The organism is Bacillus sp. C1 (assembly GCF_054570475.1).
Genome location: NZ_JBTMZT010000004.1, coordinates 420474 through 432430 on the forward strand (window position 1 = coordinate 420474; position 11957 = coordinate 432430).

An 11957-nucleotide genomic window follows, 5' to 3' on the forward strand; every position below is an offset into this window, starting at 1 on the left:
CGGTCACCATTACCCTTTCAGCGAATCCATTTCATCTACGTTAACTGTTGCACGTTTGCGGTATAACGCAATTAATATCGCAAGTCCAACTGCTGCTTCCGCCGCCGCAACAGACATCGTAAACAGTGAAAAGATTTGTCCTGTTAAATTCGGAAAAAAACCTAATTTACTAAAAGCAACTAAGTTTAAGTTCGCTGCATTTAACATGAGTTCCATACAAACTAAGACAATGACCGTATTCCGCTTTGTTAAAGCCCCGAATAAACCGATGCAAAACAGAATAATCGCAAGAGCTAAGTAGGCAGAAGCTGGAACACTACTCACCTGAATCCCCCTCTTTCTCATCCTTCTTCGCAAGTACAATTGCCCCAACAAGCGCAACAAGTAGAATAACCGACGTTAACTCAAATGGAATAACATATTTCGAATACAAAAGCGTACCGATTTGCAGTGTATTTTGTTCATGAAGTGGTACGCTTCCTTCTATACTTCGATTTGCGAAATCTATATTATTAACAGCAAAGTACATCACCCCACCAAACACGACGACTGCAAAGAAGACGAGTAGCTTACGAAAACTAAACTTAGAATCATTTTCAGCGTCATGTTTCGTTAGCATAATACCGAAAATCATAATAATCGTAATTGCCCCAGAATAAATTAAAATTTGCGCGACCCCGACAAACTCTGCCGATAATAGAAAATACAATCCCGCGATGCTAAGAAATGTAAACACAAGGGCGAGCATCATATGCATTACTTTCGTTAAGTTCAGCATAAGAATACCGCCAATAATCGCCGTTAAGGATAGTAGAAAAAACGCTATCAACTCGCCAGTCATGCTTTATTCTCCTTTCTGACGTTCTCATCATTTTCATCAAGCCACTGCAAATTTTTAAACAAATCATCCCGCGTATACTCTGCTAACTCGAAATTGTTTGTCATAACAATTGCCTCTGTCGGACAAACCTCTGTACATAAATCACAAAGAATGCAAATTTCAAAATTAATATCATACGTATCAATAATTTTTCCTTTTTTCGTAGGATCTGGATGTTTCTTTCCTGTTAGTTGAATACAGTCAGTGGGGCAAATGTTCGAACATTGGTTACATACGATACATTTTTCTGGATAGAATTTTTGAATTCCTCGGAAGCGATCTGGTAGTGGTAGTGGTTGGTTTGGATAATCGTACGTTACTTTTTTCTTACTTAAATTACTAAGCGTATATTTTAAGCCTTTAAATAGTCCTTTCATATTCTACTGGCACCCCTCTCGTAGATTAGAAGAATAACTCCTTAATCAATGCCGTTAAGAAAATGTTTGCAAGCGCAATTGGCAACAATACTTTCCAGCCAAACTCCATCAACTGGTCGCCCCTAAGACGCGGGAATGTAACACGGAACCAAATTAAGAGAAAGATTACCGCGCTAAACTTCAAGGCAAACCATACAGCGCCAGGAATAAAACTAAGAAACATAACCGGATTCCATCCTCCTAGGAAGAGCACCGTAGTAAGCGAAGCCATTCCAAAGAAGTACACGTACTCGGCGAGCATGAAGAACGCCCAGCGAAACCCAGAGTATTCTGTATGATATCCAGAAACAAGTTCCGACTCCGCTTCTGGTAAGTCAAACGGTGTCCGATTCAATTCTGCAACCGCGGCAATTAAGAAGATTACAAAACCGATCGGCTGCGCAAAAATGTACCAAATCTTCTCCTGTGCCGCTACGATTTCATTTAAATTGAGACTGCCAGCTAATAAAACAACGCCAATCACGCTCATCACAAGCGGAATTTCATAGGAAATCATTTGCGCTGCCGCACGCATTCCGCCTAAAAGGGAATATTTATTGTTTGATGCCCATCCTCCCGTTACAACACCAATCGTTGTAATCCCGGATACAGCGATGTAATAGAGAAGACCAACTCCAATATCTGCAAACTGAAATTTATCCGTAAATGGAATGACCGCCAGCACCATAAAAGCTGGGGCAAATGCGATAACAGGTGCCAATATAAACAGCGGCTTATCTGCGGCTTTCGGAATGCTATCTTCTTTCAATAGAAGTTTTAAAACGTCAGCAACTGTTTGTAATAAACCAAATCTACCGCCGACCTGGTTCGGCCCAATCCGTCCTTGCATAAATCCCATCACTTTTCGCTCTGCTAAAATCCCGTATGTAACAAATCCAAGGACGGCAAACAATAAAAGCACCGCTAATCCGAAAAAAATGAAAAAATTCGTCCAACCCGCAGATGACTCTAAGAGGCGTTCTATCATCATCCATCAACCTCCCCAAGTACAATATCAACGCCGCCTAAAATAGTAATTAAGTTCGCGATATTTTCCCCCTTAAGCAATTTCGGTAAGATTTGGAGATTATAAAAAGACGGTCTGCGGAACTTCAAACGATACGGCTCTTTCTTCCCCTCACTCGCAATGTAACAGCCAATCTCTCCGCGCGGCGATTCGATGCGAACAAACGCCTCTCCCTTTGGAACCTTAATAATTTTCGGCACTTTCGCCAATATTGGTCCTTCTGGTGGGAACTGCTGGGCTGCCTGCTCGATAATTTTAAGGGATTCCTCAATTTCCTCCATTCGGCACACGTAACGATCCCAAGCATCCCCCGTACTTCCGACCGGAACATCAAAAGAAAAGCGGTCATAAATAGAATACGGTTCATCCTTACGAAGATCCCACTTCACACCGGTGCAGCGTAAATTCGCCCCGCTAAGCGAATAAGAAAGCGCCTCTTCCGCACTGTATACCCCAACCCCCTTCACACGATGTAAGAAAATTTCATTTCCGCTCACAAGATCATGATATCCTTTCAACTGCTCTCTCATATACGGAACAAATTCACGAACCTTGTGGATCCATCCGTCCGGAGCATCCCACTTCACACCGCCTACCCTCATATAATTGAACGTTAGCCGCGCACCGCAAAGCTCATTTAAAAGATTAATAATCATCTCTCGCTCCCGAAATGCATATAAAAATGGACTAACCGCTCCAATATCAAGAAGATTCGTGCCCCACCAAACGAGATGACTCGCAACGCGGCCAAGCTCCATCGCAAGTACGCGCAAATATTCAGCCCGCTCTGGAATCGCAAGCCCCATCATTGTCTCAACAGCGTGACAGATCACGTAGTTATTCGTCATCGCTGATAAATAATCCATCCGGTCTGTATAAGGGATAATTTGCGTATACTGCAAACTCTCTGCAATTTTCTCTGTCCCGCGGTGTAAGTAACCAATGACAGGTGTCGCCTCCTTAATAATTTCCCCATCAATTTTAATAACAAGCCTAAATACACCATGCGTACTCGGATGCTGTGGTCCTACATTTAAAAGCATTTCCTCTGTACGGATCATATGCTACACCTCCACATCGAGCGGCTCATAATCTTTTCGAAGCGGATGACCATCCCAATCATCCGGCATTAAAATACGCGTTAAATTCGGATGCCCTTCAAAAACGACACCAAGCAAATCATACGCTTCTCGCTCTGGCCAATCCGCTCCCTGCCATAAAGGCGTAACCGACCTGACCCGCGGCGATTCCCTATCTACCTTCACTTTCACTGCTATAGATTGTCTCTTGCCATATGAAAATAAGTGAACGTATACTTCCATATGGGTAACGAAATCCGTCGCATGCAGCTCCGACATATAATCGAAAGCAAGTCCTTCATGACTTCGCAATAGTTCCATTACTTCGTAGTAACACTCCTGCTTCAAAACAATCGTTGGCACATCCTTAGAGAGTTTATTAATATAGTAATCCTCTAATGAATGTTCACCTACTTTCTCCTTAATAGCCTCTACATAAGCATCCAAATACGACTGCTTCGGTGATACTTCCTCCTGCTTCGGCTCTTCTTCTGTCTTACCTGCAGCACCTTTTGCCTTGGCGGCTGCCGCGGCCTTTGCTTTCGCTACTGCGATTGCCTTCGCTTTGTCCCTTTCTTTTTCCTCTTCCGATACCTCACTGCCTTCTGCCCTGTTCTGCTTCGCTAATGCGGCCGCTTTGGCTTTTGCTGCGGCTGCTGCTTTCGCCTTTGCTTTTGCCTTGTCTTCTTCTAATGAGGATTCGTTTTCTTTCGCTTTCTGCTTCGCTAATGCGGCCGCTTTCGCCTTTGCTGCGGCTGCTGCTTTCGCCTTTGCTTTTGCCTTGTCTTCTTCTGTAGAGGATTCACTTTCTTTTGCCTTCTGCTTCGCTAGCGCGGCCGCTTTGGCTTCCTCTGCAGCACGGCGTTTTGCCTCTTCTATACTTATCTCACCCTCTTTTGATAGCGCTTTCTCTTTTTCTTGTGTCTCATTAGACAATTCCTCTTTCTTAGCAGCAAGCCGTTTCCGCGCTTCTTCTTTCGCATGTCTTGCCGCTTCTCTTTTCATAGCCTCTATCTCTTTATTCTGATCGCTCATCTATTCGTCACCTGCTTTCCAGTCTTCGCTTCGTAACGAATCTTTTCTTTTAATTTATTAATCCCATAAATTAAAGCAGCTGGGTTCGGAGGACATCCTGGAATGTACACATCTACAGGTACAATTTGGTCCACTCCTTTCACAACAGCATATGAGTTCACATATGGACCACCAGCTGTTGCACAGGACCCCATCGCAATAACCCATTTCGGTTCTGGCATTTGATCATATAAACGACGCACAATTGGTGCCATTTTCTTCGTTACTGTTCCTGAAACAATCATGACATCTGATTGCCTCGGTGATGTTCGAAAAAATGATCCAAATCGGTCTAAATCATAATGTGATGAACCAACTCCCATCATTTCAATCGCACAGCATGCAAGTCCAAATGTCATCGGCCATAAAGAATTGCTCCTTGCCCACCCTTTTACTTGTTCTAACGTTGTAAAGAAAATATTTCGCTCTAATTCCGCACGTTCCTGTGGATGTAATTCTTCGAAATTTATAGCCATTGTAACACCTTCTTTTTCCAAGCATATGCCAATCCAAAAAGTAACATAATGACAAAGATCAACATTTCAACAAGCGCAAACAAACCAAGCTTGTCATATGCAACAGCCCACGGATATAAAAATACAGTTTCCACATCAAAAATAACAAACAATAACGCAAACATATAATAACGAGCATGAAAACGAACATTTGCATCATGATAAGGTTCCATACCACTTTCGTACGTCATTTCCTTTGCTGCGCTTGGTTTATATGGGCGCAGCATTTTTCCTAATGTAAGAGCCACTACCGGTAGCAATATACCTAATAGTAAAAAGATCCCAACAATCATATAACTATTTTCATATACATTCGCCACCCCTGAACCCCTCCCTTTAAATGAAGAACAAATTCACTTAGTAAACAATATGTCCCATCTACATAATTTATTATTTTTAAATTTTTCTAAATAATGAGACTATTTTCATTATAACAAACTTCAAATTCCAATGTCGATATATTGGGAAAAAGAAAAACCAAGTAACTAGAGAAAGATTTTCCCTTATGTTACTTGGTGTACAGTAATTGCAACTCATTTCATTCTCAAAAAAACTAGCATGAAATGATTCCTTTCATGCTAGTCATTCTTCTAAAAAGTAGTATCTTCTTTCTTATAATATTCTTTTGAAATTTCCTCATAAAATGCTGCAGATGTCGTGTAAAAATATGGAGCTAACCATAAGAAACCAATCCCTAACGTAACGACACTTAATAGAAACCAACCTAGAAAACTTAAGCATAATAAGAAATAGTCCATTTTATGTCCATTCATCATACGGCGACTTTCAATAATTGCTTGATTCGCTGTATATTCTGGATGATCATTTAAAATGAAATACGTCATGGCGTAAGAAAATGATTTAATAATTCCTGGAATAATAAGAAGCAATGTCCATAACACAAGATACACAGTCATTAATAAGTATGTTAAAAATGATTTAATAAACTTATTTCCATCACTTAGTCATTCAAATATATGACCGATACGAACCTCTGTCCCACGAATTGCGTTTAACACAATATAATAAGCACCGAGCGTTAATGGACCGATAATAAGCATCGCTACAATACTTACTGTAAGAGAATCCTGCGCCTCTTTCCAGCCCCAAAACATTGAGAAAATACATGTAGTTACTAACTCCACAGCACCAATAAGGATTCCGATTAATAGAGTCGCCCCTACCGCTAATCCCCATTTTCCTTTTAACGCATCAAGTGCTTCTCGTTTTAATTGGCTAATCATATATAACCTCCTAATGAAAGAAATGGTATGTCGATATTATTATATCAACATACCATTTCTTTCATTATACCCATAAATTTAAGTGCACACTATCTTTCCTCTGATATACTTTGATAAAAATGCGCTGTTGTTGTACTAACGTATGGAGACAGCCAAAGAAGCCCAAGTCCAAACGGAATAACCGCTAATATTGCCCAACCGATAAAACTCAGCCATAGAAGAAATAAATCCATTTTGTGCCCTTTCATGATTTCTTTACTTTCTTTCATCGCTTGTAAAGCACCATATTCCGGATGATCAATCATTACATAATACGTCATTGCATATGAAAAATAAGCAATAATAATAACAATGAATGAAATAAATAATAAAACAAATAGGGCAATAGCTGATCCTTCTCCAGCACTTCTTCCACCTTCTGCTAAGAACCCCATAATAACTAGTAAAACGAATGGAATCCACATTCCAGAATATAAACAGATCAAGAGCATCGCTTTCATCGTAGTCAACATTCTTTTAAAACCACGAAATCCCTCAAATAAAGCATCTATTGTTGCTCCTTGTCTTCTGCTAAGCTTTAACGACACGTTCGTGTAGCCATACGCCGTAATACCGTATGTCCCAAGGTTCACAATTACCATTAAAAAATAAAAAAGACAACCGGTAATAATAAGTCCCATCGTCACTGTTTCTTCTTCCAATACATTGATTGAATTACCTAATGACAATAGTAAAATTACAAAAGGAATGATAACAACAATAGTTGCAACTGTTGATATAACATAACTTAAAATAACATATAAAATTGTTGAACCTACGCCCAGTCCCCATTTCCCTTTTAGTGATTGTAAAGCTTCTCGTTTCATTTCACTAATCACTTTCTCATCTCCTTCCCCAGTCCAAATTGGACAATTCACATACTTTAACTCTATAAACAGGCAGAGTAATTATACCAGTTTTGGAAATATTTTTGGGATTTATCATAAAAAAGATACGACACAATATCATTTTTTTATTGCAATAATTTTTTAATGAAATAAAAAAAATCCGTAAAGGGATGACCCTTTACGGATTTTCTTATTTCATATCGGAAACGTTCAAACGGTTAACTGCACGTTGCAGCGCAAGTTCTGCACGCTTGAAGTCAACATGTACTTGTTTATCTTGCATACGTTGTTCAGCACGGCGCTTCGCTTCGTTTGCACGATGGATGTCGATATGGTTTGCTCCTTCAGCAGACGGCGCTAATACTGTTACTTTATCTGGACGAACTTCGATAAAGCCACCACTTACTGCTACATAATCAGTGTGTCCACCATTTTTCAAACGAACTGCACTAATTTTCAGCGGTGCAACAGTTGGAATGTGACCCGGTAAGATCCCCATTTCCCCACTTTCCGCTTTTACGCTTACCATTTCTACTTCTTTTTCGTAAACCGGTCCATCAGGAGTTACAATACTGACTGGAAATGTCTTCATAATTCGTCCCTCCTAAGGCCTTACGCCATCATTTTCTTCGCGTTTTCAATAACTTCTTCAATGCCACCAACTAAGCGGAATGCATCTTCTGGAAGGTCATCATATTTTCCTTCTAGAATTTCTTTGAAACCACGAACTGTTTCTTTTACAGGTACGTAAGAACCTTTTTGACCTGTAAATTGTTCCGCTACGTGGAAGTTTTGTGATAAGAAGAACTGAATGCGACGAGCACGTTGTACAACTAACTTATCTTCTTCAGAAATCTCATCCATACCTAAGATAGCGATGATATCTTGAAGCTCTTTATAACGTTGAAGCGTTTGTTGTACTTGACGAGCTACTTCATAATGCTCTTCTCCTACGATTTCTGGAGAAAGCGCACGAGATGTAGATGCCAATGGATCTACCGCTGGGTAAATACCCATTTGTGTTAAACGACGCTCTAAGTTTGTTGTTGCATCTAAGTGAGCGAACGTTGTAGCTGGTGCTGGGTCAGTATAGTCATCGGCTGGTACATATACCGCTTGGATAGACGTGATAGACCCTTTATTTGTAGATGTAATACGTTCTTGTAATTGACCCATTTCAGTTGCAAGTGTTGGTTGGTAACCTACCGCAGATGGCATACGACCAAGAAGGGCAGATACTTCAGAACCCGCTTGCGTGAAACGGAAGATGTTATCGATGAACAATAGTACATCTTGTCCTTGCTCATCACGGAAATGTTCAGCCATTGTTAACCCTGTTAATGCAACACGTTGACGTGCACCAGGTGGCTCGTTCATTTGTCCGAATACCATCGCTGTTTTCTTAATTACGCCAGAATCGCTCATTTCGTGGTATAAGTCGTTACCCTCACGAGTACGCTCACCTACACCAGCGAATACAGAGATACCACCGTGCTCTTGTGCGATGTTATTAATTAATTCCTGAATTAATACTGTTTTACCTACACCGGCACCACCGAATAGACCGATTTTACCACCTTTAATATATGGTGCAAGTAAATCTACTACTTTAATACCAGTTTCAAGAATTTCTACTTTTGTAGATAATTCTTCAAATGCAGGTGCTTGACGATGAATTGGATCACGGTGTACATCCGCTGGCATTTCACCATCTAAGTCAATTGCATCACCTAATACGTTAAATACACGACCAAGTGTTGCATCACCAACTGGAACAGAAATTGCTTTACCAGTATCCTCTACTTCTGTACCACGAACAAGTCCATCAGTAGAAGACATCGCAACCGTACGAACTGTGTCATCACCTAAGTGAAGTGCAACTTCTAAAGTTAAGTTAACTTCATCTTTTTTAATTCTAAGGGCATTGTAGATTTCAGGTAGCTTTCCGCCGTCAAACTTAACGTCTACAACCGGACCCATGATTTGCGTAACGCGCCCTTTATTCATCGGGTTCCCTCCTAGCTTTCTTTAAATTAGCCAGCTTTCTATGAGAGTCGGCTTTCATTTTTTATTAGTGTAGCTTAGGCGATTCTTCTAAAAGAACCGCTTTCGCCTTATATTACTCTAGCTACAGCGGCTAGAATGCTCGGGGGCTTCGCTTCTTCCTGCGAGACACAAAACACCTCTACGTCAAAAGCTCCATCCCCCTGCCATTCTGAACGAGCTGCTTCCGCCTTATATTACTACTCTAACGCTGCTGCTCCACCAACGATTTCCGTAATCTCTTGTGTAATCGCTGCTTGTCGAGCACGGTTGAATGAAAGTGTAAGTGAATCGATAACTTCCATTGCGTTGTCTGTAGCACTCTTCATTGCTGTCATACGCGCCGCGTGTTCACTTGCTTTACCGTCTAGTAATGCACCGTACACTAAGCTTTCTGCGTATTGTGGCAATAATACTTTTAAGATATCTTCTTCAGAAGGTTCAAACTCATAAGCTGTCGTCGGTTTGTCAGACTTCACTTCCGTAAGCGGTAAAATTTTATTTTCCGTTACTTCTTGTGAAATTTTACTTACGAAATGATTGTAGTAAATATACAGCTCATCATAAGCACCGTCTGCGAACATCGCGATTGCTCGAGAAGCAAGGTCTTTAATATCTGTAAATGATGGGTGATCAGATAACCCAACTACTTCATCAATAATATTAAAACCGCGACGTTTTAAATAATCACGTCCTAGTCGTCCAAGCACAATAATTGAATATTGGTTTGAATCCATATTATGACGTTCACGTATTACGTTACTTACCGTACGTAATACGTTGCTGTTATAACCACCTGCTAGTCCGCGATCAGATGTAATAACGATGTATCCTGTACGTTTCACAGGACGCGCTGTTAGCATTGGATGATTAATTCCTTTGCTTCCTTGTGCAATGCTCGCTACTACTTCTTGAATTTTTTCCATATACGGAACGAAAGATTTAGCATTTTGCTCTGCACGACTTAACTTCGATGCAGATACCATCTCCATCGCTTTCGTAATTTGACTCGTTTTCTTTGTCGAGTTAATTTTCGCTTTTATATCGCGTAAAGATGCCACAGGTTTTCACCACCTTTTTCCGGAAGTTGGCACGATTAGTAAGAATCCTTTTGGTTCATCTTCCTAATCTACGTTGCAAGATATTCTTGCTCATGATTGAAGGAAAAGAATAGGTGCACCTACTCTTTTCCTTTACATAACCGTTCGTAATTCCTGTAAGAATTACCTTTTATATAATCTAGTTTCAGCGGCGTGAACCGCCTCCGCTTTTTATGCTTCAGAAGCTACGAAAACTTTTTTGAATCCGTTAATTGCTGCAGCAAATTTGTCGTCATCCGCAAGTTTTTTAGTTGTGCGGATTTCGCTTAATAATTCAGCTGCATTTGAATCTAACCAAGCATGGAATTCTTCTTCAAAACGAGTGATATCTGCTACTGGGATATCATCTAGGAATCCACGTGTTAGAGCGTAAAGAATGATAACTTGTTTCTCTACTCGTAACGGTTTGTGTAATCCTTGTTTTAATACTTCAACTGTGCGAGCACCACGGTTTAATTTCGCTTGTGTTGCTTTATCAAGGTCAGAACCGAACTGAGCGAACGCTTCTAACTCACGATAAGATGCAAGGTCAAGACGAAGTGTACCTGATACTTTACTCATCGCTTTAATCTGAGCAGATCCACCAACACGAGATACTGAAGTACCTGCATCAATTGCTGGACGTACGCCAGAGAAGAATAAATCAGATTGTAAGAAGATTTGTCCATCTGTGATAGAGATTACGTTTGTTGGGATGTAAGCTGATACGTCCCCTGCTTGTGTTTCGATGAAAGGTAGAGCTGTTAAAGAACCGCCGCCTTTTGCATCACTTAATTTTGCCGCACGCTCTAGTAAGCGAGAATGTAAGTAGAATACATCCCCTGGATACGCTTCACGACCTGGAGGACGACGTAATAGTAATGAAAGTTCACGATAAGCAGCTGCTTGTTTCGATAAGTCATCATATACTACTAATACGTGTTTACCATTGTACATGAACTCTTCACCCATTGTTACACCAGCATAAGGAGCTAAGTATAATAATGGAGCTGGTTGAGAAGCTGATGCTGTTACAACGATTGTGTAATCTAACGCACCGTGCTTACGTAAAGTTTCTACTACGTTACGTACTGTAGATTCTTTTTGTCCAATTGCAACGTAGATACAAATCATATCTTCATCTTTTTGATTGATGATTGTGTCAAGTGCAACTGCCGTTTTACCTGTTTGACGGTCACCGATGATTAACTCACGTTGACCACGGCCAATCGGTACAAGCGCGTCAATCGCTTTAATACCTGTTTGAAGTGGCTCATGAACAGACTTACGATCCATTACACCTGGTGCTGGACTTTCGATTGGACGAGTGTTTGTTGTATTGATTGGGCCTAAACCATCTACTGGTTGACCTAATGGGTTTACAACACGACCGATTAGTTCTTTCCCTACTGGTACTTGCATGATGCGACCAGTACGACGAACTTCGTCACCTTCACGAATTTCTGTGTAAGGTCCTAAAATAATAATACCTACGTTGTTTTCCTCTAAGTTTTGTGCTAGTCCCATAACGCCGTTAGAGAACTCTACAAGTTCACCAGCCATAACGTTATCAAGACCATGAGCACGTGCGATACCATCACCAACTTGGATAACTGTACCAACATCACTAACTTCGATTTCAGACTGATAGTTCTCAATTTGTTGCTTTATCAGTGCGCTAATTTCTTCAGCTCTGATGCTCATGTGCTTCAC

At 40.7% G+C, this 11957-nt stretch carries 13 protein-coding genes and 1 pseudogene; all 14 read right to left on the reverse strand.

Annotation, left to right across the window (positions count from 1 at the left end):
• Nucleotides 1–9: 9 nt before the first annotated feature.
• The 14 genes and pseudogenes from nuoK to atpA all read right to left on the reverse strand — a co-directional run bounded on the left by nuoK (nt 10) and on the right by atpA (nt 11948).
• Nucleotides 10–324, reverse strand: coding sequence for an NADH-quinone oxidoreductase subunit NuoK (gene nuoK / locus ACX5JI_RS15815; RefSeq protein WP_459501982.1), 315 nt, complete (start codon nt 322–324; stop codon nt 10–12).
• Nucleotides 317–841, reverse strand: coding sequence for an NADH-quinone oxidoreductase subunit J (locus tag ACX5JI_RS15820; RefSeq protein ID WP_459501983.1), 525 nt, complete (start codon nt 839–841; stop codon nt 317–319). Before ACX5JI_RS15820 ends, nuoK begins: the two co-directional genes overlap by 8 nt.
• Nucleotides 838–1257: an NADH-quinone oxidoreductase subunit NuoI gene (gene nuoI / locus ACX5JI_RS15825; RefSeq protein ID WP_042981023.1), complete on the reverse strand. Its 420-nt coding sequence runs from the start codon at nt 1255–1257 to the stop codon at nt 838–840. Before nuoI ends, ACX5JI_RS15820 begins: the two co-directional genes overlap by 4 nt.
• A 25-nt stretch (nt 1258–1282) precedes the next feature.
• Nucleotides 1283–2284, reverse strand: coding sequence for an NADH-quinone oxidoreductase subunit NuoH (gene nuoH / locus ACX5JI_RS15830; protein WP_459502045.1), 1002 nt, complete (start codon nt 2282–2284; stop codon nt 1283–1285).
• Nucleotides 2284–3384 carry an NADH-quinone oxidoreductase subunit NuoD gene (nuoD, locus tag ACX5JI_RS15835; protein ID WP_459501984.1) on the reverse strand — a complete coding sequence of 367 codons (1101 nt, stop codon included), beginning with the start codon at nt 3382–3384 and terminating at the stop codon, nt 2284–2286. Before nuoD ends, nuoH begins: the two co-directional genes overlap by 1 nt.
• 3 nt (nt 3385–3387) lie before the next feature.
• Entirely contained in the window at nt 3388–4437 is a 1050-nt protein-coding gene (locus ACX5JI_RS15840; RefSeq protein WP_459501985.1) for an NADH-quinone oxidoreductase subunit C, read from the reverse strand.
• Nucleotides 4434–4952, reverse strand: a complete 519-nt coding sequence (nuoB, locus tag ACX5JI_RS15845) for an NADH-quinone oxidoreductase subunit NuoB (RefSeq protein ID WP_017153544.1) — start codon at nt 4950–4952, stop codon at nt 4434–4436. The genes ACX5JI_RS15840 and nuoB overlap by 4 nt, the downstream gene beginning before the upstream one ends.
• Nucleotides 4943–5311: an NADH-quinone oxidoreductase subunit A gene (locus ACX5JI_RS15850; protein WP_459501986.1), complete on the reverse strand. Its 369-nt coding sequence runs from the start codon at nt 5309–5311 to the stop codon at nt 4943–4945. The genes nuoB and ACX5JI_RS15850 overlap by 10 nt, the downstream gene beginning before the upstream one ends.
• A 270-nt stretch (nt 5312–5581) precedes the next feature.
• A pseudogene (locus ACX5JI_RS15855) lies at nt 5582–6235 on the reverse strand (DUF975 family protein).
• Between the two features lie 89 nt (nt 6236–6324).
• Nucleotides 6325–7113, reverse strand: a complete 789-nt coding sequence (locus ACX5JI_RS15860; RefSeq protein ID WP_459502046.1) for a DUF975 family protein — start codon at nt 7111–7113, stop codon at nt 6325–6327.
• Nucleotides 7114–7312: 199 nt separating this feature from the next.
• Complete coding sequence (atpC, locus tag ACX5JI_RS15865) at nt 7313–7714, reverse strand: F0F1 ATP synthase subunit epsilon (protein ID WP_459501987.1); 402 nt, start codon at nt 7712–7714, stop codon at nt 7313–7315.
• Nucleotides 7715–7734: 20 nt separating this feature from the next.
• On the reverse strand, nt 7735–9129 hold the full coding sequence (gene atpD, locus ACX5JI_RS15870) for a F0F1 ATP synthase subunit beta (RefSeq protein WP_459501988.1): 1395 nt from the start codon (nt 9127–9129) through the stop codon (nt 7735–7737).
• A 236-nt stretch (nt 9130–9365) separates the two neighbouring features.
• Complete coding sequence (gene atpG / locus ACX5JI_RS15875; RefSeq protein WP_459501989.1) at nt 9366–10226, reverse strand: F0F1 ATP synthase subunit gamma; 861 nt, start codon at nt 10224–10226, stop codon at nt 9366–9368.
• A gap of 210 nt (nt 10227–10436) precedes the next feature.
• Complete coding sequence (atpA, locus tag ACX5JI_RS15880; protein WP_459501990.1) at nt 10437–11948, reverse strand: F0F1 ATP synthase subunit alpha; 1512 nt, start codon at nt 11946–11948, stop codon at nt 10437–10439.
• Nucleotides 11949–11957: the final 9 nt, after the last annotated feature.

Bases quoted from the DNA above. Each gene is read 5' to 3' on its own strand.
- ACX5JI_RS15820 (WP_459501983.1), bottom strand. From the start codon at position 841: ATGACTGGCGAGTTGATAGCGTTTTTTCTACTATCCTTAACGGCGATT.
- nuoI (WP_042981023.1), bottom strand. From the start codon at position 1,257: ATGAAAGGACTATTTAAAGGCTTAAAATATACGCTTAGTAATTTAAGT.
- nuoH (WP_459502045.1), bottom strand. From the start codon at position 2,284: ATGATAGAACGCCTCTTAGAGTCATCTGCGGGTTGGACGAATTTTTTC.
- nuoD (WP_459501984.1), bottom strand. From the start codon at position 3,384: ATGATCCGTACAGAGGAAATGCTTTTAAATGTAGGACCACAGCATCCG.
- ACX5JI_RS15840 (WP_459501985.1), bottom strand. From the start codon at position 4,437: ATGAGCGATCAGAATAAAGAGATAGAGGCTATGAAAAGAGAAGCGGCA.
- nuoB (WP_017153544.1), bottom strand. From the start codon at position 4,952: ATGGCTATAAATTTCGAAGAATTACATCCACAGGAACGTGCGGAATTA.
- atpC (WP_459501987.1), bottom strand. From the start codon at position 7,714: ATGAAGACATTTCCAGTCAGTATTGTAACTCCTGATGGACCGGTTTAC.
- atpD (WP_459501988.1), bottom strand. From the start codon at position 9,129: ATGAATAAAGGGCGCGTTACGCAAATCATGGGTCCGGTTGTAGACGTT.
- atpA (WP_459501990.1), bottom strand. From the start codon at position 11,948: ATGAGCATCAGAGCTGAAGAAATTAGCGCACTGATAAAGCAACAAATT.